The sequence below is a fragment of the Rhodanobacter sp. FW021-MT20 genome, from assembly GCF_041107475.1.
Lineage (GTDB): Bacteria > Pseudomonadota > Gammaproteobacteria > Xanthomonadales > Rhodanobacteraceae > Rhodanobacter_A > Rhodanobacter_A glycinis.
Genome location: NZ_JBGBPX010000004.1, coordinates 1 through 26,428, shown reverse-complemented (window position 1 = coordinate 26,428; position 26,428 = coordinate 1). Strand labels below are relative to the sequence as shown.

The window sequence follows — 26,428 nt, the reverse complement described above, 5'->3', positions numbered from 1 at the left end:
GCATGGATTGACATTCCATGGTAAGGCACACGCACTTGCTCTTTCGTTAAATGCGTGCCCTGTGACCGTTGACTGTTGTTAAACCATGGGGTCGCCATGACAATCAGGCAATGATCGCGCCAACCCCTGATTCATCTCCCGTATTGCAGCTTGAACACGTCTCGCGCCGGCGTGGCGGGCGGCCCGCCGTGCGTGAACTCGACCTTTCGCTGGCAGGCGGCCAGGTGCTTGGTCTGCTGGGCGTCAACGGTGCCGGCAAATCCACCACGCTGTCGATGATTGCCGGGGCATTGCGGCCTGATAGCGGCACGATCTGCCTGAATGGCCAGGATTTCGCCGAACATCCGCAGCTGGCACGGAAACACCTGGGCTGGCTGCCCGAACGTGCCCCGTTGTGGCCGGAACTGACCTCGAGCGAACACCTGGATGCCCATGGCCGCCTGCGCGGCCTGCATGGCGCGGTCCTGCGGCAGGCGCGCGAGCGCATCATCGAACGGCTGGAGCTGCAACCGCTGCTGCGCCGGCTGGCCGGCGCCCTGTCGCAGGGCCAGCGCCAGCGTTTGGGCCTGGCCTGCGCGCTGCTGCACGAACCGGCCCTGCTGGTGCTGGATGAACCCGGCAATGCGCTCGATCCGGTGCAGACAGCGACACTGCGGACCTTGATCCGTGAACAGGCCGCCGCCGGGACCGCGGTGATCCTGTCCACCCATCTGCTGGCCGAAGTAACCGCGGTATGCAGCCGCGTGGCGATCCTGCATGAAGGCGTGCTGCATCACGACGGTCCGGTGGCTGCGGATGGCCATGCCACGCTGGAGCGCCGTTTCTTCGACATCGCGATGGCCGGCGGAGCGCAAGCCGCATGAGTACATTTGCCGTGATGCGGCTGGAATTGCGCCGCCTGTTCGTGCGCCCGTTGGGCTGGGTGCTGGGCGCGCTGACACTGGCCGAGCTGGCTTGGCGTTTCGTGCTGCTGCTGGGCAATTTCCTGGCCATGCAGGTGCGGCTGGCCGCGTTGCCCGGCGCGCCCGGCTTCACCGACATGGCCGGGGTGCCGCTGCTCAGCAGCCTGCTCACCGGCGGTTTCATCCCGTTCGGCTTCACCGAGTTGGCGTTGATCGTGGTGCCGCTGCTGGCGATGTCCACGCTGGCCGGTGAGCGCGGCAACGGCACCTTGCCGCTGCTGTTCGGTACCGGGCAATCGGCCACGGCCATCGTTCTCGGCAAATACCTTGCGTTGATGGCCTGGCTGCTGCTGTGGCTGGCGCTGACCTTGGCCATGCCGTTGTCGCTGGCGCATGCCACCCACATCGACTGGGGCAAACTGGCCGCCGCCACGCTGGGCATGGTGTTGCTGCTGGCCGCCCTGGCGGCCATCGGTGTGGCCTGCTCGGCCTTCGCCTCGCACCCGGCGATCGCCGCCACCGCCGGCATCCTGCTGGTACTGGCGCTGTGCTCGATCCAGCTCGGCGCACAAAGCGCGGGCGTGGACAACGGCCTGATCAACTGGCTGGCCCTGCCGACCCATCTTGAACCCCTGCTGCGCGGACTGGTATCGACCGCTGATATCGTGTGGTTCGTATTGCTCGCCGCGCTGGCGCTGGCGCTGGCGGTGCGTCGCGTGGCGGCCGAGAAGGAGCGCGGCTGATGCGCAGCGACCTGTTCCGGCGTCTCGACGGCTGGCTGTTCGCCTTGCTGCTGCTGATCGGCGCGGGCGCCCTGGGCTTCCTTGGCACGCACTACCGGCACATCTCGGACTGGACCGCCGGCGGCCGCGCCAGCCTGTCGGCGCAAAGCCGCGCGGTGCTGGACAAGCTCGCCGGCCCGGTGGAGATCGTCAGCTACGCCAACCCGCAAGGCGACCTGCGCCAGACCATCGCCGCCTTCGTCCAACGCTACCAGCAGGTGAAGCCCGACCTGACCTTGCGCTTCGTCGACCCGGAGCAGGACCCGGCGAAGATGCGCCAGCTCGGCATCACCGTGAACGGCGCACTGATCGTGCACTACCACGGCCATGAGGAGCGACTGGACGAACTGTCCGAAGACAGCCTCACCAACGCGCTGGAACGGCTCACGCGCAGCGGCGAACACCTGGTCGCCTTCGTCACCGGCGACGGCGAGCGACTCGCCGACGGCAAGGGCAACACCGACCTCGGCACCTTCATGGGGCAGTTGGAGCAGCGCGGCATGCGCGCGGTGCCACTGAACTTCTCGCAGGTCACCGCGGTGCCGCAGGGCACCAGCCTGGTGGTGCTGGCCAGCCCGGCGCTGCCATTGCCCAGTGGTGCGGTGAAGGCCCTTACCGACTACCTCGCCAACGGCGGCAACCTGCTGTGGCTGACCGAGCCCAACTCTGCGGATCCGACGCTGAAACCGCTGGCCGACGCGCTCGGCATTCACGTGCTGCCCGGCGTGCTGGTCGACGGCGCGGGCGCCGCACTGGGCCTCAAGGACCCGCGCATGATCGCGGTAGGCCTCTATCCGCCGCAGGCGATCACCCGTGGCTTCGCGCTGACCACGCTGTTCCCGCAGGTGGCCGCGCTGGCCGAAACCAGCGACAGCCAGTGGAAGATCCAGCCGCTGCTGCGCTCGGGCCCACAGAGCTGGACCGAGCTCAAGCCGATCGACGACGCCCATCCCTCCACCATCCGTTACGACGCGGCAAGCGGCGACCTGAAGGGCCCGCTGGACTTCGGTTTCAGCATGAGCCGGCTGTCGCCCAACCCGGACAAGACGCAGCAACGCGCGGTGGTGATCGGCGATGGCGACTTCCTGTCCAACACCTTCCTCGGCAACGGCGGCAATCGCGCGCTGGGCGAACGCATCTTCGACTGGCTGCTGGGTGATGACGTGCTGGTCGACCTGCCGCCACGCGGCGCACCCGATCGCGTATTGAACGTGTCGCAGACCGGCCTGGATGCCCTGAGCATCGGTTTCATCGTCGGCGTGCCGCTGCTGTTGCTGGTGATCGGCGGTCTCGTCGCCTGGCGCCGGCGCCGGCGATGACGCGCGCCGCCCGCCAACGTCTGTGGCTGCTGCTTGGTGTGGCCGCCCTGCTCGCACTGGCGCTTTGGCAGTGGCGTAGCGATCGCGCCCACGCGCCGGGCACTCTGCTCGACCTCGACCCGGCCAGCATCTCGCAGATCCAGCTGCAATTCGGTCACGCAGCCGCGATGAATTACCGTCGCAACCATGGCCACTGGCAAGCCGCCGATGGCACACCGGCCCAGGTCGACGATGCCCGCCTGGACGCACTGGCCGCGATTGCCGCCGCGCCGGTCGAGCACTGGCGCCCGTTGACGGATTTCGATCCGGCGAAGATCGGCCTGGCCGCGCCGCGCGCCGTGCTGCAACTGGACGGTCACACGCTGCGCTTCGGCGCCGTTGCCGCGATCGGCCATCGCTGCTACGTGCAGCGCGGCACGCAGGTGGCGCTGGTCTCGCTGCGCTACATGCCGCAGGCGCCGACAAGCCAGACCGTCGAGCTGCCCTGATGCCCGAGCTGCCCGAAGTCGAAACCACCCGGCGCGGCATCGCCCCGCACGTGATCGGTCGCCGCGTGACAGCCGTGACGCTGCGCCGCGCCGACCTGCGCTGGCCGATCCCGCCCGAAATCAGCGATCTGTTGCCCGGCCAGCGTATCGACGCAGTGGAACGTCGCGCGAAATACCTGCTGCTGCACACCGCCGTCGGCAGCGCGCTACTGCATCTGGGCATGAGCGGCATGCTGCGCGTGCTGCCGCCCGATGCGCCGCTTGGCAAGCACGATCATGTCGACATCGCACTGGAACGCCGTGCCGGCGAAGGCCCGCGCGTGCTGCGCTTCACCGACCCGCGTCGCTTCGGCTGCCTGCTGTGGCAACCGCCCGGCGAAACCCACGAACTGCTCGCCCGCCTCGGCCCCGAGCCACTCACCGACGCCTTCGACGGCGACCGCCTGTGGCAGCTCTCGCGTGGCCGCAGTGCCGCGGTGAAGTTGTTCCTGATGGACAACGCCATCGTCGTCGGCGTGGGCAACATCTACGCCAGCGAAGCACTGTTCGCCGCCGGCATCGATCCCCGCCGCCCCGCCGGCAGCGTGTCGCGCGCCCGCTACGCGCGCCTGGCCAGCGAGGTGAAACGCATCCTCGCCTGGGCCATCGAACGCGGTGGCACCACGCTGCGCGACTTCCTCAACCCGGATGGCGCACCAGGCTATTTCTTCCGTGAGCTGATGGTCTACGGACGCGTCGGCGAGCCGTGCAAGACCTGCGGCACCGCCATCCGCCAGGTCGTGCTGGGACAACGCTCGACCTTCTGGTGCCCGCGCTGCCAACGCTGAAAATCGCGAAAGGTCCGGAGCGGCGCTGTAGGAGCGCACCCTGTGCGCGAGGCTCTTTGTCACGTGACGGAAAACCTCGCGCACAGGGTGCGCTCCTACAGTGGACGTCATGCGGCCATGGCAGCGGGAGAGTGGATTTTCCACGGCCCCGAAGCTTCACGCCAATCGTTTCCAAAACGAAACGGTGTAACCACGGATCAGCGGCTACCCAAGCTCGTTTTCGCGCCTAACATATTCCCGTGAATCGCCATGGCACGGGATTCGACGACAGGCCATCAAGCTCTGCTCGTACCGCCGGACAGGAACCAGCCCGATAACGACTGTTTCCCTAATGGGCTTATTTCCGTGCCGAGGCTCCCATGCACTGATCTTTCACCATGCCCGAGGAATCTCCATGAACAGCAGCCTGATCGAATCGCTCAAGAAGCGCCGTACCCAGTACGCGCTGGGCAAGAACGTGTCGCTGGGCAAGGATGCCCTCACCACCCTGATCAAGGACGCGATCAAGCACACCCCGTCGTCATTCAACTCGCAGAGCTCGCGCGCCGTGATCCTGTTTGGCGCGCAGAGCGAGAAGTTCTGGTCGCTGACCAAACAGGAGTTGAGCAAGATCGTGCCGGCGGAAGCCTTCGCCCCGACCGCCGCCAAGCTCGACAGCTTCGCCGCCGGCATCGGCACCGTGCTGTTCTACGAAGACCAGTCCGTGGTGGCCGACCTGCAGGAGAAGTTCGCGCTGTACGCGGACAACTTCCCGGTGTGGTCCGAGCAGGCCGGGGGCATGGCCCAGTTTGCTGTGTGGCTGACCCTGACCGAAGCCGGCCTCGGCGCCAGCCTGCAGCATTACAACCCGGTGGCCGACGAGGCGACCCGGCAGGAATGGAACGTGCCGGCCTCGTGGAAACTGCGCGCACAGATGCCGTTCGGTTCGCACGAAGGCGGCTTCGGCGAAAAGGCCTTCATGGACGACGAGCAACGCTTTATCGCCGTAGGCTGATCCAGCAGCCTGGGCCGAACGCATCACGCGTTCCGGTCACGCACGAGGGCGACACCGCGGTGTCGCCCTTTTTTTGCGTCGTCAGGCAGGCCAGTTGAACTCGACCCAGCTGTTGTTGAACTGCGGATCGCCGATACCGCCACCGAGCTTGGCGACGAGCCCCGGCGGAATGCCATCGCCCTCGAGCGGCTGGCCATCGGTGAAGTGCGCGCCCAGGGCCTCCAGCTCGGCCAGTCGCTGGCACAACGCGCCGGCGCGGTCGACATCGCGCTCGGGTACGTGACGCAGGCTGATGTCTGGCCGACCGAACTTGCGCAGGCCGCGGGTATGCACCCAATGCCGGCCCTGCGCTTCTTCGTCGTCGCGCAGGATCAACAGATGATTGCGGATCGGCGCGCCGTCCTTCACCAGGTAACGCTGGCGCCAGTCGTCGGCGTCGAACAGGCCGAGGATCTGCGGATCGAGCACCGCGACGCCACCGATGTCGAGCAGACCCGCGATCACACCCAGCGTGTCACGCAGATAGCCGGTGTCGGCGCTGTCCTTCAGCGTGCCGCGCAACACCAGCACTTCGGGCGCATCGACCGCACGCTTGTAGGCCTCCGGCGCATCCTCGCGAAACATCCGGCCCAGCGCGCCCTTCAGCGGATAGCCTTCCCACTGGCGCAACGCGGCGTGGTGGTGACTGGTCAGTTCGATGCCCTGCGGCAAGCCCGGGCTGCCGTAGCCATCGGACGGCACGCGCACCGTGTCGAACTTGCCGAACACGTAAAACTGCAGAACGATCTCCTCGTCACTGGCATGCCAGTGCGGGCGTTGCCAGGCAGGAATGGCGATGGGAGTGGTCATGGGGATTCGTTCCTTGGTGATGGGGAGGCGTCGTTGCAGGCAACCGCGAATCGTTCGGCCCAGGCGCCACGCCGCATATGCATCGTCGACGCCGGCACAGGCATGGCCTCAACTATGCCGCGGCACGGCTGGGCTCAGGATGAACGGGCCGTGGAATCGCCTTCACCCAGTGGCAGCACCGACTGCTGCAACTCGATGCGGCCACGTCCCCCGGTGATGTTCTTGAACTCGGCGCGACTCACCGAGACATAACGGTCGTTGCCGCCAATCTCAACCTGCGGCCCCTCGGTGACGGCACGCCCCTGTTCATCCACGCGCACCACCATGGTGGCCTTGCGCCCGGTATGGCAGATCGTCTTGATCTCCTCCAGGTTGTCGGCCCAGGCCAGCAGGTGGCGGCTGCCCTCGAACAGCTCGCCGCGAAAATCGGTGCGCAGCCCATAAGCCAGCACCGGGATGTTCAGCCGGTCGACCACATCACTGATCTGCCACACCTGCGCCTTGCTCAGGAATTGCGCCTCATCGACGAATACGCAGTGCAGCGCACCGCGTGCGGCGATATCGGCCTCGACCAGGGCGAACAGGTTCTCGTCGCCACGGAAGCGGCGCGCGTTCGCCTTCAGACCGATGCGCGAAGCCACCACGCCGTCGCCATAGCGGTTGTCCAGCGCCGGCGTGAGGATCAGCGTGCGCATGCCGCGCTCGTGATAGTTGTACGCGCTCTGCAGCAGCGTGGTGGTCTTGCCGGCGTTCATCGCCGAATAATAGAAATAGAGCTTGGCCATCGTGTGTTCCCGTCGAGGCCGACGATAGTACCGCGCCGGCCTTCATCCACTGCCATGCCCCCGAAGCGATGCCCGACTGCGCCACCCGCTCGCGCGCCCGAGGCGATGGTCGAAAGCGGCATGGCCGCGCTACTGCCATCGCCGATCGCCGCATGCCGTTGTCCCCGGCCGGGCATACCCGGGCGCTCTGCTACCATCGAGCGCCGCCTCATCCATCGCATCGATCCATGCTCAACCCGCAACAATTGGCCGCCGTCGAACACTGCGACACCCCCTTGCTGGTGCTCGCTGGCGCCGGCTCCGGCAAGACCAGCGTCATCACGCAGAAAATCGCCTACCTGATCCAGCGCAAGAAGCTGGCGGCCTCAAAGATCGCCGCGATCACCTTCACCAACAAGGCGGCGCGCGAAATGCGCGAGCGCGTGGGCAAGCTCATCAGCGCCGAGGACGCCGCCGCGCTCACCGTGAGCACCTTCCATGCGCTGGGCCTGAAATTCCTGCAGATCGAACACGAGCGCGCCGGCCTGCGTCGCGGCTTCTCGGTGCTGGATGCGGACGACAGCGGCAGCATCGTCAAGGAACTGGCGCCGAAGGGCGTCAAGAACGACGTGCTTTTCAATTTGCGCAACCTGCTCAGCCGCGCCAAGAACTCGGGGCTGTCGCCCGAGGAAGCCATGGCTGCCGCGCGCAGCCCGCGCGAGATCGAGGCAGCCACCATTTATGACCTTTACCAGCAGCGCCTGGCCGCCTTCAATGCGGTGGATTTCGACGACCTGATCCGACTGCCGCTGCGCATCCTGGAGTCCGACGCCGAATGCCGCGACGCCTGGCGCGAACGCCTGCGCTATCTGCTGGTGGACGAATACCAGGACACCAACGACGCGCAGTATCGCCTGCTTCGCGCGCTGTCCGGCGAGCGCGGCCGCATCACCTGCGTGGGCGACGACGACCAGTCGATCTACGCCTGGCGCGGTGCCAATCCGGAGAACATCGACCAGCTCGGCCGCGACTGGCCGAACCTGCGCGTGATCAAGCTGGAACAGAACTACCGCTGCGGCAAGCGCATCCTGCGCGCGGCGAACAAACTGATCGCCAACAACCCGCACCTGCACGAAAAGAAACTGTGGAGCGAGCACCCCGAAGGCGCGCCCATCCGCATCCTGGAATGCAAGGAAGCCGAGCACGAGGCCGAGCGCATCGCCGCCATCGCCACCACGCTCGCCGAGAAACACAAGGCGCGCTGGGACGAGATGGCCATCCTCTACCGCGGCAACTTCCAGGCCCGTCCGCTGGAAAAGGCGCTGCGGCTGGCGCGCGTGCCCTACCACCTCACCGGCGCGCTGAGCTTCCTTGACCGCGAGGAAGTGAAGGACGTGCTGTGTTATCTGCGCCTGCTGACCAACCCCAGCGATGACGCCGCCTTCCTGCGTGTGGTGAACAAGCCCAAACGCGAGATCGGCGCCACCACGCTGGAGAAGCTCGGCCAGCTCGCCCAATCGCATCACACCTCGCTGCTCGATGTCACCCGCAGCGACAGTGCCTTGCGTCAGCTCAGCCCGCGCCCGGCCGCCGCGCTGGCCGGTTTTTCCAGCCTGATCGACGAGCTGCGCAGCGCCTCGCTGCACGAAAGTGCGGCCGACCTGGTCGAGCGCATCCTGAAGCGCACCGGCTACGCCGCACAAATCGCCGCCAGCACGCCCGACGCCAGCGTTCGCGAACGCAAGCTGGGCAACCTGAAGGAACTGGCCGACTGGTTCCGCGCGATGCAGAAAAATTCGAATACGGCCGGCAACCACAGCGCCGGCGACCTCGCATCGCAACTCGCCCTGCTCAGCCACGCCGACCGCGACGAACCCGGCAACGCCGTGCGCATGATGACCCTGCACGCCGCCAAGGGCCTGGAATTCCGCTTCGTCTTCATCGTCGGCTGCGAGGATGGCACCCTGCCCCACGAGGGCGCCATCGACGAGGGCCGCATCGACGAGGAACGCCGCCTGATGTACGTCGGCATCACCCGCGCAAAGGAACTGCTCACCCTGTCGTGGTCGGCCCGCACCAAACGCTACGGCGAAATCCACACCAACCAACCCAGCCGCTTCCTGCACGAACTGCCGCAGGACGACCTGCACTGGCAAGGCAAGGACCCGGAAGCGGACAAGGAAGTGGTGCGCGAGACCGCCGAATCGCACATGGCGAAGATTGCGGCGATGCTGGCGGGGGGGTGAAATTCGTCTTCATCGGGTGCCCCGGCACTCGCACGGCCTGAGCAACACGCGACTGGCGGAATCTCATGACAAATTCGGAACAAACGGACGTCCAGGCGATAGCAGCCTTCAACCGGCGCGACTGGCGCACAGCGTTGACGCTGGCAGAAGCGCGCCTCACTCGTGCCCCGCGTGACGCCGGCATGCGCTATGTCGCCGGCGTGGCATGCCTGGAACTGCAGCGCCTACCACATGCGTTGCTCCATCTTCGCCAAGCTGTTGCCCTCGACATGAAGCGCGCGGAGTTTGCCGTGCCATTCGCCAAGGCGCTTTCTATTGCCAGGCTGCAAGGCGAGGCCCTCATGGTCGCAAATCACGCAATGGCTCTGGCACCCGGCGACCCCGCGTCGATGGATACGCTCGGTGTCGTGTTCACCCAATGCAACGCCCACCGCAAGGCCGTCACCGCCTTTCGCCAAGCATCAAGCATGCAACCTGCGCAGGCACACCACCGTTTCAATCTTGCCACCGCACTGATAGCTACCGGCGAACTCGAAGAGGCGAAAACCCAGCTCGATGCGTGCATCAAGTTGAATCCCGCACTGTGGAAGGCATATCTGACACGGGCGCAACTTCACCGATGTACCACGGAATCCCATCATCTGGACGACTTGACTGCGCTGCTCCCAAGTCTGCAGGACGACACTAGCCGCATGTATGTTCACCTGGCACTGGCCAAGGAGTATGAAGACTTGGGCCACTATGCGAATTCTTTCGCGCATTTGGTCAAGGGCAAGGCTGCCGCTGGCGCGGGCCGGGACTACGACATCGGAAGAGATGCAGCGCTCGTCGACGCGCTGGAAGAGGCTTTCAAGACGGCAGCGAGCGGACCTCCGGGGAATCCGAGCCCCGAGCCCATCTTCGTCATCGGCATGCCTCGCTCGGGCACGACGCTTGTCGAACGAATCGTGTCCAGCCACCCGGACGTTTACTCAGCCGGCGAACTGCAAAACTTCGGAACGGTCCTGAAACGCATGTCGGGAAGCACCACAGCTCCGATCCTCGACGCCGACACGATCACCAAATCCATGCATCTGGACTGGGCGGAACTGGGCCGCCATTACGTAGCAAGCACACGTCCGGCAACCGGCCATACGCCGCGCTTCCTGGACAAGTTGCCGCACAATTTTCTCTACGCAGGTTTCATTGCACGCGCATTGCCCAACGCAAAAATCATCTGCCTTCGGCGCGATCCGATGGATACCTGCCTGAGCAATTTTCGCCAGCTGTTCGCGCAAAGCTCCCCTTACTACAACTACTCGTTCGACCTGTTGGACACGGGCCGGTACTACGTGCTTTTTGACCACCTGATGGCAACCTGGCGCCACTTGTTCCCCAACCGCATCCTCGAAATTGGCTACGAGGAACTGGTGACGTCACCCGAATCCGGCGCAAGGCAAATCGTGGATTTTTGCGGCCTAGGATGGCACGACAACTGCGTGCAAACGGAACACAATCCGCAACCCGTTGCCACGGCCAGCTCGGTTCAGGTGCGCGCGCCCATTCATCGCGGTTTCGTGCAACGCTGGAAGCACTACGAAAACGAGCTTCGCCCATTACAGGACCTTCTACGCGAAGCCGGCATCGACCCACCCAATCCCGGCTGAAGTGATCAGATGGGGGATATAGCTGGGACAAAGGTTCACACGGCGAACTTGTCTTGTGGCGACGTGCAGACGTTCCACGCCGCACGATGCCATTGTTGGTTCTCTCCTTCCGTTCCAGTGCCCGCAACAATGGCATCAGGAACGCCTCCGCCGACGGGCGAAGCCTGATGCCAGACGCCTCGGAAAAAAAGATGGCCCCGCAAGCGGGGCCATCTGCTGCAACAGCGAGTGAAACCTTACTTTCCGAACGAGTACTTCGCTTCAATGTACATGGCGCGGCCATACACATTGTAGTTATCGGTGTTGTAAGGCACCGACGACGTACCCGGGTAGCTGCGATCAATCGGCGGCATCTTGTTGAGCACGTTGTTGACCAGGAACGACAAGGCCAGGCTCTTGATCGGGTTATAGGTCACACTGAGGTTGTACAGCGTCCATGCCGGCAACTTGCCGGTGCCTGCATGACTGTAGTTGTCGTAAACCGTCGCCAAATAGTTCGGCGAGCGGCCATAGCGGTTCACGTAAAGCGTACCGCTCCACTGGTCGTTCGGAATCCAGGTCAGCGAACCGTTCACCTTCGTCTTGAAGTCGGTGCCATTCGGGTACGCAGCCGGGTGGCGAAGAACATCGATCCGCGGATCATTCGGGTAAGCCTGGGTGGTGTGCTTCAACTCGTCACTGTACGACGCGCGGAATGCCAGCTTGCCGAGGCTACCGATGCCGTGGGCGTAGTTGAAACTGGCCGTCACTGCGTTGACCTGCTCGTTCGACACATTCACTTTCGGCGTATAGATCTTCTGGATCGGGCCCAGCAGGCTCGGATCTGTCGAGGTGCCACGGGTGATCTGGGCGAATGCGTTCTGGCAGCTCGGCGAGCTCATGTCCAGCGTGCCCACGTCGCAAAGGTACTCGGTGTTGGACATCTGGTCCGCACTCTCGGTGTTGACCTCGTTGTTGATGTCCCAATGCAGGTAATCCACGCTGACCGACATCTGATCCAACGGGGCCCACACCAGACCATAGCTCCACACCTTGGCGGTAATCGGCTGCAGCTTGGTGCTACCTGACTGCTGGCCGAAGTACTGTACGTCACTGTACTTGGACGGGCAGCTGGTCACATTGCCTGGGTCATAACCCAGACGCGCGCAATTGGCATAGTCGGCAACGAAGCTGTAGTAACCGCTCAGGCCCTGGTATTCGTCGGACAGAGTGGGCGTCTTGAACGCGGTGCCGTAACGACCACGCAGCAGCAACGTGTCAAACGGACGGTACTCGATACCCAAGTTGTAGGTACCGTGGTTCACGTTCTGCCCACCGACCTTGTAGTTGTCGTAACGCCCGGAAACATCCGCCGTCAGCTGCGAAAGCAGGGGAAGGCGAAATTCGGTGGTGACGGCATAACGCGAACGGTGGCCAGCACCCTGCACATCCGTGGTGCCCCAGATTTGTCCATCCAGCAGGCGCGGATCAGGCACGTAGGCCCAACCCTGGTTGCCGCCTTCGAGCACCACTGCGACACCCGCATCACCACCGGGCAACGAGAACAGCGAGGCATTGGTCAACTGCCCGCGGAGCATGTTGTCCCAGGTCTTGGCTCGCGTGTCGGTATAGCCCGTGAAGCTCCTGAAATCGGCCGGGGACATCGGCGTATAGAACGCCGAGTAATCCGGCGTAAATATCGGATAGGCACCGTAATACGGGTCCATCCCCTGCTGCGGCCCGAGCACATGCTGCCTGAAGTACGCATCGATCGGGCCGTCAAGACGTTGGAAATTGTGTTCCAGAAGCTTGTCGTCCGAGTGGGTGAAGCCCACGTCGTAGTCCCAGTTCGACTGGCCGATCGTGCCCTTGCCGCCAAGGCTCAGCATGTACGAGCTCTCGTACTGCTTGTTCATGATGTTGTTGTAACCACCCACGTCCTCCGGTGAGAACGCGCGCTGCAGATTCACGAAATCGTCCAGCTTGGGATCGTAATAGGCACCGTAATCGATACCAGTACCCCACCACGTAAATCCGGACCCCACAAAATACTTTTGCTCTTCATAGTTGTAGAGCAAGTCGCCGTACAGCTGGAAGTTGTCCGTGACGTCGTAGGTGAAATGCGTGTACAGATTGGCCGACTTGTCGTCGTTCTGGACCGTGGCGTAACCCGGGGTGTTGAGCGAACCGCAGTACGTGCCGCTGTTTGGACGGTGCTGCACACCTTCGCTGCCACCGAACTGACTGGCCACGTTGGCGCAATTGTTCGGATCCAGGAAGTAGTACGCGTTCGAACGCTTGGTCGCGCTATAGACAAGATAGTCGCGCGAAGCCACCGGCGCGCTGGTGCCTTGGGTGAAGTAGTTCTTGGTCAGGCTGCGGTCATAGCCCCAGATGGGCGAAGTGTGTTCGAACTGCGCGCCGATCAGCAGGTTGAATTTGTCGCCACTGAAGCCGTCCGAAAAGCTGATCCGGCGATCCGTGCCGCCGCCACCCGAATGCGTGCCGAAACGCACATCGACCGAAGGGCCGTCGACATGCTTCTTGAGCACGATGTTGATGACGCCGGCGATGGCGTCCGAGCCGTACAGAGACGACTGCCCACCCGGAAGAATGTCGATGTGATCGACCATGTCCATCGGGATACCACTGAGATTGTTGAAGGTGTCGCTGCCGTTGTACAGGCCGGGGAAATCACCCATCGGACGACCGTCGATCAGGTACTTCACGAAGCCGACCGGCAGACCGAACATGCTCAAGGTCTGTGCGCCTTGGGTAAACGAGCCCGACGTCGCTGCGCCCTGAACGGTACCGGTGGCGAAGGACGACTGCTGCAAGGCTTCGGCCACGGTGGTGAAACCGCGCGCCTTCATCTCCTGGGCAGTAATGGTCACCGTCGGTGTCGAGGTCTCGATTTCCGTCTGCGGAATCAGCGAGCCTGTCACCGTGATCGTCTGCAGCTTCTTGGCGTTGTTTGCCTGCGGCGCCTGCGACTGGCTCGTGCTTTGCGCAGACGTAGAATCCTGCGGTGAATTGGCCGCAGTCTGTGAAGAAAGATCTCCGGCGTACGCCGACGAATAACCGAATGCCAAAGCCGCCACAACGGCAACCGCGAGCTTGGATCTCAGCATATTGTTCCCCTAACCTTTTTGTTGAAAAGTACGGCCCTCCCTGGGACCGCATAGCAAGACTCACGGGCATGAAGTCCGCCGATTCGCACAACGATGCCCCTCGCATGAACCTCGGCTCGCCCCCCGACGATGCACGCAAATTCCTGCCGCACTCTGTTTAACACAAAGCTTACTTTTTGCGCAAGATTATAAAAATAGTGTGACTCAGCGCAAATTTCGCGCGCACTGACACCTCAAAAGAGTGTCATACACCCCACTTCCACCATCTGGTCAGATCAAGCGCGCTGCCTCCAACTCCCGCTTCAAATACGCGTAATAGATCGGCGCGGCGACCACACCGGCCAGGCCGAAGGCGGCTTCCATCACCAGCATCGCCACCAGCAGTTCCCAGGCGCGGGCGTGGATGCGGCTGCCGACGATGCGGGCGTTGAGGAAGTACTCGAGCTTGTGGATCACCACCAGGAAGACCAGCGCTGCCACGCCCACCCACAGCGACACCGACAGCGCGGCGATGGTCACCGCGGTATTGGAGATGAGGTTGCCGATCACCGGCAGCAGGCCGACCACGAAGGTCAGCGCCACCAGGGTCTTGGACAGCGGCACGTGGATGCCCAGCAGCGGCAGCACGCCGAGCAGGAACACGGCGGTGAACACGGCATTGATCAGGGCGATCTTGATCTGGGCGAACACGATGTCGTGGAACGCCTCGGCCAGTCGCCGGCAACGTTCCGCCAGCGCGTTGGCCAGCGGACCGGAACGATGCGCCGGGCGCGCATGACTCAGCGCCACGATCGCGCCCAGCACCAGCCCGATGATGATGTGCACCAGCGCCCGCGCGGTTTCCTTGCCGGCCAGTTGCAGCCGGCCGGCATGCTTGTGGGTCAGTTCCATCGCCATCAGGCGCAGCTCGTCCACGCTGTCGGGCAGGCGCGCGGTGATCGCTGCGGGCAACTGCTGGCGCGCCTTTTCCACCAGCGGCATCAACTGTTCGCGCCAGAGCAGTTCGGGGTCGCCGATCTCGTTGCGGAAAAAGCTGACCAACCCCAGCACCAGCAGCACCAGCAAGCCCACCAGCACCACACCCAGCACCGCCACCACCAGCATCCGTGCGCGCTCGCCCGAGATGCGTCGCCCCAGCAACGGCGTGGCTGCCTGCACCAGTTCGTACACCAGGAGGCCCGCCAGCAAGGCGGGCAGCAGGCGCAACCACAGCACCAGCAGCAACGCGATACCCGCCAGCACGACACTGGCAATGCGGGTAGCGGGAAAGACCGAAGAGGTGGGCTCCATGCGCAACGCCGATAATGGGGGACCATCGCAGTCTGTCAGCCCGACGCGGCGGCCGCCAGCCCGCCGGGACCCATGCCGGGCCCCTCGTTCATGCGGGGCCGGCGGCACGTTTGCATGCGGCTGTCACGTTAAACTTTGATGATGTGCGCTTTCCGCCCTACGTCACCAAGGTCGACCATGTCCCGTTTCCTGCCGGCGCTGCTGTGCGCCTCGCTGCTGGCCGGCTGCGCCAGCGCGCCCACCCTCCAACCCGCTGCGCCGACCACGCCTTCCGTGCCAGCACCGGCAACCGCCGCCACGCCGCCCAACGACAATCTCGACGCCGTGGCCTGGACGCAAACCGCGATCGAGCACGACCTGATCTACCTGCAGACGTATCGCGACGCCGAATCACGCCTGCTCGCCGCCTTGCGCGACCCGCACTGGGACGCACTGCCCAAGGACGACCGCGTCGCCCCGCTGAAAGGCCTCAAGCCCGCCGTGGTGCTGGATATCGACGAGACCGCGCTGGACAACTCGCCCTACCAGGCTCGCCTGGTCAAAAACGGCGGCGAATACAACGAAGCCAGCTGGGCCGCCTGGTGCAAGGAAGAACGCGCCCGCGCGCTACCCGGCGCCGTGGCGTTCACCCGGTTCGCCGCGAAGCACGGCATCGCGGTGATCTTCATCTCCAATCGCGACAAGAGCCTGGACAACGTCACCGTGGCCAACCTGCGCAAGGTGGGCTTTCCGGTGCAGGGGCCGGACGCCTTCCTCGGGCTGGGCACCTTCGTGCCCGGCTGCGAGCAGATCGGCACGCAGAAGAGCTGCCGGCGCCAGCTCATCAGTCGCAAATACCGGGTGCTGATGCAGTTCGGCGACCAGCTCGGCGACTTCGTCACCGTGATCGCCAACAGCGACGCCGGGCGCGCCAGGGCCGTGGCGCCTTACATGCAGTGGATCGGCCGGCGCTGGTTCGTGTTGCCCAACCCCACCTATGGCGACTGGCAGCCTGCCCTGTTCGGCAACAATTGGAGCGCGCCACCACAGGAACGCCGGCGCGACATGATTCACGCACTTCGCGAACAATGATTTCCTTTCAAATCAATACATTTCTGCATGATATGCAAAGTATTGCCTTAAGTTTCACAACTGGGTAACATTTGCCTTGCCCGACCCTGTTGGTCGCCATCCGGCGTCGCAGGCAAGGCCATTTCCCTTCCGGCTCTGCCGGCACGAGCCCCGCGAGACCTCAACGTCCGTGGGGTTTTTCTTGGCCGATCACTTCGTTCGCCGACCTCGTGCCGGGCGCTCCCCATGGAATGGTCGCGCGGAGTGCGACGGGCATCCGGAGACCGTGGGCGGGCTCTCGGCTATCATCCCTCCCCTTGCATTTGTCACGGCATCCGACCGGATGCCCCATCCCGCCGGCGCCTCAGGCGCCCTCAGCCGCGAGATATTCCATGCGCTTTCCTGCCTTGCACCGCCTTTTCCTGCCGCTTGTCGCCACCGTGGCGCTGGCTGCCTGCCATCACCAGAACGCTGCCGACGTCTCCGGTGGCAGCACCCCTGAAGCGGCCGTGCAGGAATCGGTACAGCTGATCAAGGACGGCGACTTCGGCGGCTTCTGGAAGCACGCACTGCCGCCGGCCGACTACACCCAGATGCGCGCCGACTGGAGCCAGCTGCATCTTGACCAGCGACCGATCACGGCCGCCCAGCGCGCCCGCTTCACCGAAGCCATGCAGAAGCTCACCGCGCCCAACGCCGAAACCGAGCTGTATACGGAGCTGCAGCCCAAGCTGACGCAGATGCAGAAGCAGTACCAGGACCAGATCCCGGTGCTGATCGGCGTGGGCCAGGCCATTGCCAGCACCGGCATTGCCCAGTCCAAGACCCTCACCGAGGCGCAGAAGAAGCAGGCCAATGACGTGCTCGCCGCGATGCTGCCGTGGGCCCAGAAGGCACCCTGGTTCGACCAGGCCAAGGCCAAGCAGGCCGTGGGTGTGGTCGTGGCCACCGCCCGCCAGCTCGACCTGAAGAGTCCGGACGAACTGCGCACGCTGGATTTCGACACCGCCATGAAGAAGTACGCCGAGGTGTTCGGCGGCTTCAAGCAGTTGCTGGCGATCTACGGGCTGTCCATCGACGACACCCTGAACTCGGTCAAGGCCACCACCGTGAACATCACCCACGGCCACGCCCACGTGCAGGTCAGCTACACCCTGCTGGGCAAGCCGTTGAGCACCGATACCCAGATGATGCTGGTCAACGGCCGCTGGTACAACGAAGCCCTGGTGGACAGCGTGCGCAAGGCCCACCAGCAAGTGGTGGAGCGCAAGGCCGCCGCTGCAGCCAGCGCTGCCGCCCCGGCAAAGGCTGCCAGCGTGACCCCGGCGCCAGCAGCCACCGCGGCGCGCGCCCCCAGCGCGCCAACAAAGCCTTAACCCCGGCCAGTACGGTCCACCCGGTACAATTCACCGATGCCGATGCCGAACATGATGACCGCGGACAGCCCCGCGCGTAACCGCACGCCCTGGTGGTTCCGGGTCGGCGGCCAACTGCTCGAACCCTGGGTGCGCATTCGCCGCGAACCAGCCGAACCGACCAGCTTGCTGCAGGCCGGCACGCCGGTCTGCTACGTGATCGAGCGCGACGGTTTCTCCGACATGCAAATCCTGGAGCGGGCCTGCCGCGAGGCCGGCTTGCCCAGCCCGATGCAGCCGCTGGCCGGCACGCGTCGGCGGCGCTCGGTATTCGCGCTGGCCCATCGCGACGGGCGTCTGCTCGGCCGCAATCGCCACCGTTCGCCGAACGAACCGCTGGGCCAGCTCACCCGTGCGCTGGAGGCCGATCCCGAACGCGACATCCAGATCGTGCCGGTGTCGATCTACGTGGGTCGCGCACCGACCCGCGAATCGGGCTGGTTCAGCGTGCTGTTCTCGGAGAACTGGGTGGTGGTGGGCCGCTTCCGCCGCCTGCTTGCCCTGCTGCTCAACGGTCGCGACACGGTGGTGCAATTCTCCGCGCCGGTGTCGATGCGGGCGGTACTGAACGAAGGCGGCGACGTCCGCCCGGAACGCTTCGCGCGCAAGATCGCCCGCGTGCTGCGCACGCACTTCCGACGCATCCGTGCGGCGGTGATCGGGCCGGACCTCTCGCACAAGCGCACCGTGGTCGGCGCCGTGCTCAACGCCGAGCCGGTACGCGCGGCGATCGCCGCCACGGCGGCCAAGGAAAGGATCAGCCAGGCCAAGGCTTGGCGCCGTGCGCAAAAGATCATGCTGGAGATCGCCGCCGACTATTCGCACCCGGTGGTGCGCTCGGCCTCGCTGCTGCTCAGCAATTTCTGGAACAAGCTGTACGACGGCATCACCATGCACCACTTCGACAAGGCCCGCGCCGCCGCGCCCGGCCACGAAGTGATCTACGTGCCCAGCCATCGCAGCCACGCCGACTACCTGCTGATGAGCTACCAGCTGCACATGTCCGGCGTGGTGGTGCCGCACATTTCCGCGGGCGTGAATCTCAACTTGCCGGTGATCGGGCCGATCCTGCGCCGTGGCGGCGCGTTCTTCCAGCGCCGCACGTTCAAGGGCAACGCGCTGTACTCGGTGATCTTCAAGGAGTACATGGCCCAGCTGATCGACCGCGGCGTGCCGATGGAGTACTTCATCGAAGGCACCCGTTCGCGTACCGGCCGCATGCTGACACCCCGCGGCGGCCTGCTCTCGATGACCGTGCGGGCTTTCCTGCGCGCACCGCGCCGACCGGTGGTGTTCCTGCCGGTCTACATCGGCTACGAAAAGCTGATGGAAGGCAAGAGCTATATCGGCGAGCTATCGGGCAAACCCAAGGAAAGCGAGTCGCTGTTCGGCTTGCTGCGCGGCTTGCGCGGCCTGCTGCGCCAACGCTACGGCCACGTGGCACTGAACTTCGGCGAACCGATCGAGCTGAACCCGTTGCTGGATGCGGCCTCCACCGACTGGCGCAGCGCGGGCAACGACCCGGAGGTCAAGCCGGAATGGCTCAACGGCGTGGTGGACCGGCTCGCCGAGCAGATCCACATCAACATCAACCGCGCCGCCGACGTCAACCCGATCAACCTGCTGGCATTGGCCCTGCTGGCCACGCCCAAGCATGCGATGGCCGAGAACGACCTGCTTGCCCAGCTGGAGCTGACGAAGGCGCTGCTGGAAGAGCTGCCCTACTCCGATCGCGTCACGCTGACCTCGCTGGCACCGGCCGCGATCATCGCCTACGGCGAGCAGATGGGCTGGATTCGCCGCATCGCGCACCCGCTCGGCGACGTGCTCACCGCCGACGACGAGCAGGCGGTGCTGCTCAGCTACTTCCGCAACAACGTGCTGCACCTGGTCGCCACCGCGGCGTGGGTGTCGTGCTGCTTCCTCAACAACCGGCGCATGACGCGCAGCTCGATCCTGCGCCTGGGCAAGATCATCTACCCGTTCATCCAGGGCGAACTGTTCCTGCCCTGGGACGAGGATGGCTTCGCCGCACAACTGCAGGCCACCATCGACTTCTTCGTACGCCGCGGTCTGCTCGAAACCACCAGCGACGGCCGCGTGCTCGAGCGCGGCCCGGGCCAGGACGATGCCGCGTTCCAGCTCAAGACCATCGCGCGCAGCCTGATCCAGGCGTTCGAGCGCTACTACATCGCCATCGCCGCGCTGGCCAAGCACGGCCCGCACGCGATTTCCGCGGCGGAGCTGGAAAAAGCCTGCACGCTGGCCGCGCAGCGCCTCAGTCTGCTCAACGAATTGTCCGCGCCCGAGTTCTTCGACAAGGCGTTGTTCCGCGGCTTCATCCAGAAGCTGCGCGAACGCCGCGTGGTGTGGACCGACGACGACGGCAAGCTGGATTACAACAGCGCGCTGGAAGACATGGTGCGCGATGCACGCGTGATCCTGGCGCGCGAGATGCGCCACTCGATCCTGAAGATCACCGGCGGCGACGACAAGGAAAGCCCGCGCGCCGCCGCCGTGCCGAATGATCCCGTCGCCCCCCCCGCTGCACCGGATATTTCGCCCACAGACATCGGCACCGAGTTGCACGAACGCCACGTGGAAAGCGAGCAACAGGAACACGCGGCCGACGCCACCGACAAGCGTTGATGCCGCCCGGAGCTACCCCCTCCCAACCTCCCCCTGCACGCAGGGGGAGGAGCTGAAGCTTCAGCCTGCCTCTGCGAAGTGGGGGGAGCGAAAGTCCGACACGTTACGGCTCCCTCCCCTGCCAGGCAGGGGAGGGCTGGGGTGGGGTGCTCTTCAAAGAACTGCAAACTTCAGTGCGTCGCCGTGCCCTGCCCCAGCAGCTTGCCGTTGACCACGGTGCCGTAAAGCGACTGCGGCGTGTCGTGGTACTTGGCACGCGTGGCCTGGATCGAACCGGCATAACGCGGATCCTGCGGACGTTCGTGGGCGTCCATGAAATAGGCCACGTCCCACGCATCCTGATCGCTCAGAGTGTTGCCACGACCCAACGGCATGTTCGCCTTGATGAAACCCGAGGCGTTGTTCAACTGATGCATGCCCGCGCCCCAGTTGAACGATTGCGGTCCCCACAGCGGCGGGAACACCACGTGCCCGGCCACTTGCTGGCCCTGGCCGTCGTCGCCGTGACAGAACGCGCAATCGCGCTTGAACACCGTTTCGCCGCGTGCGTAGTCAGGCGCCTGCGCGGGCTTGGGCAGTTTCGGATAGCCCCGCCCCGGCAAGGCCTTGCCCACCGGCGCGCCTTCCGACAACCAGTAGGCATAGCTTTCCAGCGCCACCAGCACCGGATCGCCGCCCGGCGGCGCCTTGCCATTCATGCTGAAGCGGAAGCAGCCCTGCAGCCGCTCAGCGAAGGTGTTCACGTGGTGGTTCTTGCTGCGGTAGGCCGGATACATCGGCCACGCGCCCCACAGCGGCGCGGCATTCGCCAGCCTGCCCGCGTCGAGATGACAGTTGGCGCAGCTGAGGTGGTTGCCCACATACGCGGCGGCGTATTTGTCCGGCTGCAGGAAAATCTGCCGCCCCAGCGCCACTTCCTTGCCAAAGTCGTTGTCGGGGATCGCGTTGTCCGCGGGCGGCACGAAGGCAGCGGGTGAAGCCTTGGCCACCGTCGTCATGGCATGTGCCGGTGGCGTGGCCGTAGCGGCCGTGGAAACGGCAGCGTGCTCGTGCTGCCCGTTGCCATGGCCGCAGCCCGCCAGCAACAAGGCCAGCCCCAGAACCGGATATCGAAGCGTGCTCATGGCTGCTGTGCTCCTGCTGGCGTCGCGGCCGGTTGCGCGGCATACCATGCGCTGACCGCCGCAATGTCCGACTCGCTCAATTTGCCGGCGACCGTCTGCATCAACTGCAGGGGATCGTTGTGCCGCGTACCCTTCTGCCACGCGTGCAACTGGTTGCTGATGTAGACGGACGATTGCCCGATCAGCGGCGGAAAGTGATCGCCCACACCCACGCCGTCCGGACCATGGCACTGCGCACAACCCGGCAGCCCCTTCGACCAGCGCCCGCGCGTGGCCAGCGTCTCGCCCAGCGCTTTCTGCTGCGCGTCCAGCGTCGTGGCCGGTGCCGCTGCCGGCGGTATCGGCAACCGGCTGTAGTACGTGGCCAGTGCTGCGCGCTCGGCTTCGCTCAGACCTGCCGCCACCGGCTGCATGGTGGCATTGCTGCGTGCACCACTGGCGAAGTCGTCGAGCTGCTTGTGCAGGTAGGCGGCCGGCAAGCCGGCCAGACGCGGAAAACCCGCCGCCGGCTGACCGCCACCATTGGCGTTGTGGCAGGCCGCACACGGCGCGACGCCACGGCCGTTGCCCTGTTGCGCGATGGCGGCCGCATCCGGCTTGGCGGCCGGCGGTGTGGCCGCCAGCGCGGCACCAGCCAGCAACAGGCCAACGGCCGTGGCGAGAACCGGCACCGCTCTCATGGCTGCGGCGGCTGGAAGCCGTACTTGTGATACACCGCCTGCGCCGCCGGCGACTGCATGAAGGCGAAGAAGTCCTTCGCCGCCTGCGGATGCGGTGCCGCCTTCATGCGCGCAGCGGTATAGGTGGCGGTGGCGTTCTGTGCCGCCGGAATCGCGATGGTCTCCACCGGGTGATGCAGGATCTGCTGCTGGAAATACGCCTCGGTCGACCACACCGGCGCCGCATCGGACTCGCCCTGCAGCACGCGCAGCGGCGACTGCCGATGGTGGATGTGGGTGAGGAAGGTGCTGCCATCCTTCACCTTGGTCACCATCACGGCGTGGTCCAGCGCCTCGCCACCGGCCTTGCGGTAACTCGCCTCGATCTGTTTGGCGATGCCTTCCCACGCCGGGTTCGGCATGCTGACACGCACGTCCGGACGCGCCAGATCCTTCAAGCCTTCGATGTGCTTGGGATTGCCCTTGGCCACCAGGATCGCCAGCGGATTGCGCGCGTAGTCGGCAGTGGCGGCAAACCAGTGATGCTCTTTCTGCCGTGCCTCGATGGCGCCCTTGCCGGCGGTGTAGATGTCCGGCTTCAGCGCGATACGCAGGTTGCCCATCACCAGCGAACCGGTCTCGATCTGCTTGGCCAGGATGCCCGGCGGCAGCGTTTCCACGTAGATGCGCTGGTATTTCGGATAGGCCTTCTTGAAGGCCGCCATCAGGTCATGCACCACCATGAACTGGTTGCCGGCGAAGAACACCGTGAGCTGCGGGTCGACCACGTCGCCATGCAGGTCGGCGATGGCGTCCACCGGCGGCACGCTGAAGTGCTCGCCACCGGCCGGCGGCGGATTCCACGGCGGCAGGAAATCGGTCTGGCTGGCGAACGCGCCGGTGCAAGCCAGCGCCAGTGCGCCGGCCAGCAGTGCGCGAGTCCAACGGGCAGGATGCAAGCTCATCGCGGCCTCCTTACAGCGGCATCAGGGCATAGCCCTGCTGCTGCAGCTCGGTGATCGTGGTCAGTGCCGACAGCGCCACCTCGGCATCCTTCGCCACCCAGGCGTTCTGGTAGTGGTGCTCGGCCACCGCCTGCCCGCACACCGCCACCGTGATGCCGGCCTTGTGCAGCTGCGCGATCACCGGCAGGTTGGGATTGTCCACGCCGAACTGTGCGTGATAGTGCGCGTTGTCCAGCACCAGCGCGGTGGCCGGGCCATAAGCAATGGCCACGAACTTCAGATGATCAAGCGGCACACCCGCCGAGACGTACAGGTTGACCGTGCGCGCCACGCGCTCCAGCGCGGGATTCACCTGGTCGGGCTTGGCGCTGGCCTTGGTCATGCCGAACACCACCTTGTAGGTGGCCGTCTTGCTGGGCTGGAACGCGGCGTGCGGCAGCGGATGGAAGTTGCCGGAGGCGGTGATCGCCTGGGACGGTGCAGCAGCAGCGCCAACGCTCAACAGCAGGCCGAGCGTGCCGGCGAGGATCAGATGGGAACGATTCATGGCAACTTCCTCCGGTGAAGATTCGGGATGTAGCCGCAACGCTACGCCCGATCGGTCGATCAGGCCATTTCATGTTCCCTATGGAGCACATAAGCCACTCTTATGCCCTTTGTGAATCCTGTAGCATTTGCCCCATGAGCGAACAGCAAACCACCCATTTCGGCTTCCGTGACGTCCCGGTTGGCGAGAAGCAGAAGCTGGTCGGCCAGGTCTTCACCTCGGTCGCCCGCAGCTACGACCTGATGAACGACCTGATGTCGTTCGGCACCCATCGACTGTGGAAGCGCCACTTCGTTGCCACCAGCGGCGTGCGTCGCGGCGACCGCGTGCTCGACCTGGCCGGCGGCACCGGCGACATCGCCGCGCTGCTCAAACCCGTCGTGGGCACGGACGGCGAAGTGGTGGTGGGCGACATCAACGCCGCCATGCTCGGCGTGGGGCGTGACCGCATGACCGACCGCGGCCTGGTCAGCGGCCTGCGCTGGGCCCAGCTCAACGCCGAATGCCTGCCCTTCCCCGACGCCAGTTTCGACGCCGTGACCATGGCCTTCGGCCTGCGCAACGTCACCGACAAGGACAAGGCGCTGGCCGACATCTGCCGCGTGCTCAAGCCCGGCGGCCGCCTGCTGGTGCTGGAGTTTTCGAAGGTGCAGAGCGAGCTGTTCGGCAAGCTCTACGACTTCCACTCGTTCAAGGTGCTGCCCAAGCTCGGCCAGCTGTTCGCCGGCGACGCCGACAGCTACCAGTACCTGGCCGAATCCATCCGCAAGCACCCCGACCAGCAAACGCTGAAGGGCATGATGGAACGCGCCGGCTTTGGCCGGGTGGAAGTGCGTAACCTGACCAACGGCGTCGTGGCGATCCATAGGGCCTACAAGCTCTAAGCCATCAGGCACCGGCCTGCGCCCATCCGGGGATGGACGTGGCCGACACGCCCGTGCGGCGTGGAACAACCCCGATTCCAAGATACACAGCAGGAAACAAAAAACGCATGTTCGAGAACGCGTTCAACAGCATGGACCGCGTCATGCGGAACGACGAAGGCCTGGCTTCCGAGCTGGACTATGCCGAACAGACCTCGTGGCTGCTGTTCCTGAAGTACCTCGACGACATGGAGAAGGAGTGGGAAGACGAGGCCGGACTGGAAGGCCGCGACTACACCCCCATCCTGGACGAGCCCTATCGCTGGCAAGCCTGGGCCGCACCAAAGGCGACCGACGGCACGCCCGACCTCAACGCCCGCACCGGCAAGGACCTGATCGACTTCGTCAACGGCGAGCTGTTCCCCTACCTGCAGACCTTCCGCGACACCGCGGATGACCCGGACACGCTGGAATACAAGATCGGCGAGATCTTCGCCGAGATCGCCAACCGCTTCCGCTCCGGCTACTCGCTGCGCGACGCGCTGGAGATCGTCGACGGCCTCAACTTCGGCAGCCAGCAGGCCAAGCACGAGCTGTCCGACCTGTACGAAACCCGCATCAAGCGCATGGGCAACGCCGGCCGCAACGGCGGCGAGTACTACACGCCGCGGCCGCTGATCCGCGCCATGATCAAGGTGGTGAAGCCCGAGATCGGCGAGACGATCTACGACGGCGCCTGCGGCTCGGCGGGCTTCCTGTGCGAGGCCTGGAGCAGCCTGCGCCGTGACGACCTGTCCGCCGCCGACTGGGACACCTTGCAGCGCAAGACGTTTTACGGCCAGGAGAAGAAATCGCTGGCCTACGTGCTCGGCGTGATGAACATGATCCTGCACGGCATCGACGCGCCCAACATCCGCCACGCCAACACGCTCTCCGAGAACGTGCTGGACATCCAGCAGAAGGATAGGCACGACATCGTGCTGGCCAACCCGCCATTCGGCGGCGGCGAGCGCAAGGAAGTGCAGCAGAACTTCCCGATCAAGTCCGGCGAAACCGCCTACCTGTTCCTGCAGCACTTCATCCGCAAGCTCAAAGCCGGCGGCCGTGGTGCGGTGGTGATCAAGAATACGTTCTTGAGCAACACCGACAACGCCAGCGTGGCCCTGCGCAAGGAACTGCTGGAAAGCTGCAACCTGCACACCGTGCTCGATTGCCCCAGCGGCACCTTCCAGGGCGCGGGCGTGAAGACCGTGGTGCTGTTCTTCGAGAAAGGCGCCAAGACCCGCAAAGTCTGGTTCTACCAGCTCGATCCCGGCCGCAGCCTGGGCAAGACCAATCCGCTCAATGACGACGATCTGGCGGAGTTCGTGGCCTTGCAGCCGAGCAAGGCCGACAGCGACAAGAGCTGGACGGTGGCGGTCAAGGATGTGGACACGGCGACGTGGGATCTGTCGGTGAAGAATCCGCATGCGCCGGAGGCGGAAGCGCTGCGAAGTCCGGAGCAGATCATTACCGACATGCTGGCGCGGGATGCGGAAACGGCGCAGATTCTGGAAGAGATTCGGGGGATGCTGTGAGTGCCGTTGCTCAATCCGAGGTGGGCGAAACCGAAGACGCTGAATGGCCGATCGTGCCGCTAGGCGAGCTTTGTCGGATCGAATTGGGCCGAACTCCAGCGCGCGCTCACGCCTTGAATTGGGACGAAAAGCGGTCAACGGGGAACGTGTGGTTGTCGATTGCGGACATGCCGACCTCGTTGCATGCCAAGGCTAAAGACAGCTACGAATATGTATCAGATTCGGCAGCCGAGGGCATGAAAATAGTCCCCGAAGGCACGCTTCTCGTAAGTTTCAAGCTAACTCTAGCAGGCTGTTGAGAAACCTCTGCGCATCGCTGCGGTCATAGACGTTCTCAATCACTGACCGCCCGATCCGATGCG

21 protein-coding genes are annotated in these 26,428 nt (G+C 64.8%); 13 read left to right on the top strand and 8 right to left on the bottom strand.

Features of this window, described 5'->3' with window-relative positions; translation table 11 throughout:
- Nucleotides 1-110: 110 nt before the first annotated feature.
- The 6 genes from AB7849_RS06755 to AB7849_RS06730 all read left to right on the top strand — a co-directional run bounded on the left by AB7849_RS06755 (nt 111) and on the right by AB7849_RS06730 (nt 5,312).
- The gene (locus tag AB7849_RS06755; RefSeq protein ID WP_369500739.1) at nt 111-863 is read left to right on the top strand and encodes an ABC transporter ATP-binding protein; all 753 of its coding nucleotides are present in this window, start codon (nt 111-113) and stop codon (nt 861-863) included.
- On the top strand, nt 860-1,645 hold the full coding sequence (locus AB7849_RS06750) for an ABC transporter permease (protein WP_008212161.1): 786 nt from the start codon (nt 860-862) through the stop codon (nt 1,643-1,645). The genes AB7849_RS06755 and AB7849_RS06750 overlap by 4 nt, the downstream gene beginning before the upstream one ends.
- Nucleotides 1,645-3,003 (top strand): GldG family protein, encoded by a 1,359-nt coding sequence (locus tag AB7849_RS06745; RefSeq protein ID WP_008212159.1) that lies wholly within the window; start codon nt 1,645-1,647, stop codon nt 3,001-3,003. The genes AB7849_RS06750 and AB7849_RS06745 overlap by 1 nt, the downstream gene beginning before the upstream one ends.
- Nucleotides 3,000-3,491, top strand: a complete 492-nt coding sequence (locus AB7849_RS06740; protein ID WP_008212157.1) for a hypothetical protein — start codon at nt 3,000-3,002, stop codon at nt 3,489-3,491. Before AB7849_RS06745 ends, AB7849_RS06740 begins: the two co-directional genes overlap by 4 nt.
- The gene (mutM, locus tag AB7849_RS06735; protein ID WP_008212156.1) at nt 3,491-4,318 is read left to right on the top strand and encodes a bifunctional DNA-formamidopyrimidine glycosylase/DNA-(apurinic or apyrimidinic site) lyase; all 828 of its coding nucleotides are present in this window, start codon (nt 3,491-3,493) and stop codon (nt 4,316-4,318) included. Before AB7849_RS06740 ends, mutM begins: the two co-directional genes overlap by 1 nt.
- 394 nt (nt 4,319-4,712) lie before the next feature.
- The gene (locus AB7849_RS06730) at nt 4,713-5,312 is read left to right on the top strand and encodes a nitroreductase family protein (RefSeq protein WP_369500738.1); all 600 of its coding nucleotides are present in this window, start codon (nt 4,713-4,715) and stop codon (nt 5,310-5,312) included.
- Between the two features lie 81 nt (nt 5,313-5,393).
- On the opposite strand, the gene AB7849_RS06725 is transcribed toward AB7849_RS06730, so the two are convergent.
- Together AB7849_RS06725 and AB7849_RS06720 are read right to left on the bottom strand one after the other, a co-directional pair.
- Nucleotides 5,394-6,161 (bottom strand): hypothetical protein, encoded by a 768-nt coding sequence (locus AB7849_RS06725; RefSeq protein ID WP_008212153.1) that lies wholly within the window; start codon nt 6,159-6,161, stop codon nt 5,394-5,396.
- Nucleotides 6,162-6,295: 134 nt separating this feature from the next.
- Nucleotides 6,296-6,946: a thymidine kinase gene (locus tag AB7849_RS06720; protein WP_008212152.1), complete on the bottom strand. Its 651-nt coding sequence runs from the start codon at nt 6,944-6,946 to the stop codon at nt 6,296-6,298.
- A 227-nt stretch (nt 6,947-7,173) separates the two neighbouring features.
- On the opposite strand from AB7849_RS06720, the gene AB7849_RS06715 reads away from it, so the two are divergent.
- Nucleotides 7,174-9,171, top strand: a complete 1,998-nt coding sequence (locus tag AB7849_RS06715) for a UvrD-helicase domain-containing protein (protein ID WP_008212151.1) — start codon at nt 7,174-7,176, stop codon at nt 9,169-9,171.
- A gap of 65 nt (nt 9,172-9,236) precedes the next feature.
- Nucleotides 9,237-10,817: a tetratricopeptide repeat-containing sulfotransferase family protein gene (locus tag AB7849_RS06710; protein ID WP_369500737.1), complete on the top strand. Its 1,581-nt coding sequence runs from the start codon at nt 9,237-9,239 to the stop codon at nt 10,815-10,817.
- A gap of 236 nt (nt 10,818-11,053) precedes the next feature.
- Here AB7849_RS06710 and AB7849_RS06705 read toward each other — a convergent pair whose 3' ends face one another.
- On the bottom strand, nt 11,054-13,927 hold the full coding sequence (locus AB7849_RS06705) for a TonB-dependent receptor domain-containing protein (RefSeq protein WP_008212149.1): 2,874 nt from the start codon (nt 13,925-13,927) through the stop codon (nt 11,054-11,056).
- 270 nt (nt 13,928-14,197) lie between these two features.
- Nucleotides 14,198-15,217, bottom strand: a complete 1,020-nt coding sequence (locus AB7849_RS06700) for an AI-2E family transporter (RefSeq protein ID WP_008212148.1) — start codon at nt 15,215-15,217, stop codon at nt 14,198-14,200.
- A gap of 177 nt (nt 15,218-15,394) precedes the next feature.
- Here AB7849_RS06700 and AB7849_RS06695 point away from each other — a divergent pair, with 177 nt between their 5' ends.
- The 3 genes from AB7849_RS06695 (at nt 15,395) to plsB (ending at nt 20,331) form a co-directional block, all read left to right on the top strand.
- Entirely contained in the window at nt 15,395-16,288 is an 894-nt protein-coding gene (locus AB7849_RS06695) for a 5'-nucleotidase, lipoprotein e(P4) family (RefSeq protein ID WP_008212146.1), read from the top strand.
- 371 nt (nt 16,289-16,659) lie between these two features.
- Nucleotides 16,660-17,643, top strand: coding sequence for a hypothetical protein (locus tag AB7849_RS06690; RefSeq protein WP_008212143.1), 984 nt, complete (start codon nt 16,660-16,662; stop codon nt 17,641-17,643).
- A gap of 42 nt (nt 17,644-17,685) precedes the next feature.
- Complete coding sequence (gene plsB / locus AB7849_RS06685; protein WP_037100103.1) at nt 17,686-20,331, top strand: glycerol-3-phosphate 1-O-acyltransferase PlsB; 2,646 nt, start codon at nt 17,686-17,688, stop codon at nt 20,329-20,331.
- A gap of 170 nt (nt 20,332-20,501) precedes the next feature.
- Here the strand turns inward: plsB and AB7849_RS06680 are convergent, their stop codons facing one another.
- The 4 genes from AB7849_RS06680 to AB7849_RS06665 are packed head-to-tail and all read right to left on the bottom strand — an operon-like array spanning nt 20,502 to nt 23,626.
- Nucleotides 20,502-21,455, bottom strand: a complete 954-nt coding sequence (locus AB7849_RS06680; protein WP_008208219.1) for a c-type cytochrome — start codon at nt 21,453-21,455, stop codon at nt 20,502-20,504.
- Nucleotides 21,452-22,135 carry a c-type cytochrome gene (locus tag AB7849_RS06675; protein WP_369500736.1) on the bottom strand — a complete coding sequence of 228 codons (684 nt, stop codon included), beginning with the start codon at nt 22,133-22,135 and terminating at the stop codon, nt 21,452-21,454. The genes AB7849_RS06680 and AB7849_RS06675 overlap by 4 nt, the downstream gene beginning before the upstream one ends.
- Nucleotides 22,132-23,079, bottom strand: coding sequence for a molybdate ABC transporter substrate-binding protein (locus AB7849_RS06670; protein WP_008208794.1), 948 nt, complete (start codon nt 23,077-23,079; stop codon nt 22,132-22,134). The genes AB7849_RS06675 and AB7849_RS06670 overlap by 4 nt, the downstream gene beginning before the upstream one ends.
- A 10-nt stretch (nt 23,080-23,089) precedes the next feature.
- Nucleotides 23,090-23,626 carry a DsrE family protein gene (locus tag AB7849_RS06665; protein WP_008208792.1) on the bottom strand — a complete coding sequence of 179 codons (537 nt, stop codon included), beginning with the start codon at nt 23,624-23,626 and terminating at the stop codon, nt 23,090-23,092.
- A 134-nt stretch (nt 23,627-23,760) separates the two neighbouring features.
- Here AB7849_RS06665 and ubiE point away from each other — a divergent pair, with 134 nt between their 5' ends.
- Together ubiE and AB7849_RS06655 are read left to right on the top strand one after the other, a co-directional pair.
- Complete coding sequence (gene ubiE / locus AB7849_RS06660; protein WP_008208790.1) at nt 23,761-24,510, top strand: bifunctional demethylmenaquinone methyltransferase/2-methoxy-6-polyprenyl-1,4-benzoquinol methylase UbiE; 750 nt, start codon at nt 23,761-23,763, stop codon at nt 24,508-24,510.
- Between the two features lie 107 nt (nt 24,511-24,617).
- The gene (locus tag AB7849_RS06655) at nt 24,618-26,066 is read left to right on the top strand and encodes an N-6 DNA methylase (RefSeq protein WP_008208788.1); all 1,449 of its coding nucleotides are present in this window, start codon (nt 24,618-24,620) and stop codon (nt 26,064-26,066) included.
- Nucleotides 26,067-26,428: the final 362 nt, after the last annotated feature.

Coding starts and splice junctions, on each gene's coding strand:
- AB7849_RS06655 (WP_008208788.1), top strand. CDS start 24,618: ATGTTCGAGAACGCGTTCAACAGCATGGACCGCGTCATGCGGAACGAC.
- AB7849_RS06705 (WP_008212149.1), bottom strand. CDS start 13,927: ATGCTGAGATCCAAGCTCGCGGTTGCCGTTGTGGCGGCTTTGGCATTC.
- AB7849_RS06675 (WP_369500736.1), bottom strand. CDS start 22,135: ATGAGAGCGGTGCCGGTTCTCGCCACGGCCGTTGGCCTGTTGCTGGCT.
- AB7849_RS06670 (WP_008208794.1), bottom strand. CDS start 23,079: ATGAGCTTGCATCCTGCCCGTTGGACTCGCGCACTGCTGGCCGGCGCA.
- AB7849_RS06755 (WP_369500739.1), top strand. CDS start 111: ATGATCGCGCCAACCCCTGATTCATCTCCCGTATTGCAGCTTGAACAC.
- ubiE (WP_008208790.1), top strand. CDS start 23,761: ATGAGCGAACAGCAAACCACCCATTTCGGCTTCCGTGACGTCCCGGTT.
- AB7849_RS06690 (WP_008212143.1), top strand. CDS start 16,660: ATGCGCTTTCCTGCCTTGCACCGCCTTTTCCTGCCGCTTGTCGCCACC.
- AB7849_RS06695 (WP_008212146.1), top strand. CDS start 15,395: ATGTCCCGTTTCCTGCCGGCGCTGCTGTGCGCCTCGCTGCTGGCCGGC.
- AB7849_RS06740 (WP_008212157.1), top strand. CDS start 3,000: ATGACGCGCGCCGCCCGCCAACGTCTGTGGCTGCTGCTTGGTGTGGCC.
- AB7849_RS06665 (WP_008208792.1), bottom strand. CDS start 23,626: ATGAATCGTTCCCATCTGATCCTCGCCGGCACGCTCGGCCTGCTGTTG.
- AB7849_RS06730 (WP_369500738.1), top strand. CDS start 4,713: ATGAACAGCAGCCTGATCGAATCGCTCAAGAAGCGCCGTACCCAGTAC.
- AB7849_RS06745 (WP_008212159.1), top strand. CDS start 1,645: ATGCGCAGCGACCTGTTCCGGCGTCTCGACGGCTGGCTGTTCGCCTTG.
- AB7849_RS06720 (WP_008212152.1), bottom strand. CDS start 6,946: ATGGCCAAGCTCTATTTCTATTATTCGGCGATGAACGCCGGCAAGACC.
- AB7849_RS06710 (WP_369500737.1), top strand. CDS start 9,237: ATGACAAATTCGGAACAAACGGACGTCCAGGCGATAGCAGCCTTCAAC.
- AB7849_RS06750 (WP_008212161.1), top strand. CDS start 860: ATGAGTACATTTGCCGTGATGCGGCTGGAATTGCGCCGCCTGTTCGTG.
- AB7849_RS06715 (WP_008212151.1), top strand. CDS start 7,174: ATGCTCAACCCGCAACAATTGGCCGCCGTCGAACACTGCGACACCCCC.
- AB7849_RS06680 (WP_008208219.1), bottom strand. CDS start 21,455: ATGAGCACGCTTCGATATCCGGTTCTGGGGCTGGCCTTGTTGCTGGCG.
- mutM (WP_008212156.1), top strand. CDS start 3,491: ATGCCCGAGCTGCCCGAAGTCGAAACCACCCGGCGCGGCATCGCCCCG.
- AB7849_RS06700 (WP_008212148.1), bottom strand. CDS start 15,217: ATGGAGCCCACCTCTTCGGTCTTTCCCGCTACCCGCATTGCCAGTGTC.
- plsB (WP_037100103.1), top strand. CDS start 17,686: ATGCCGAACATGATGACCGCGGACAGCCCCGCGCGTAACCGCACGCCC.
- AB7849_RS06725 (WP_008212153.1), bottom strand. CDS start 6,161: ATGACCACTCCCATCGCCATTCCTGCCTGGCAACGCCCGCACTGGCAT.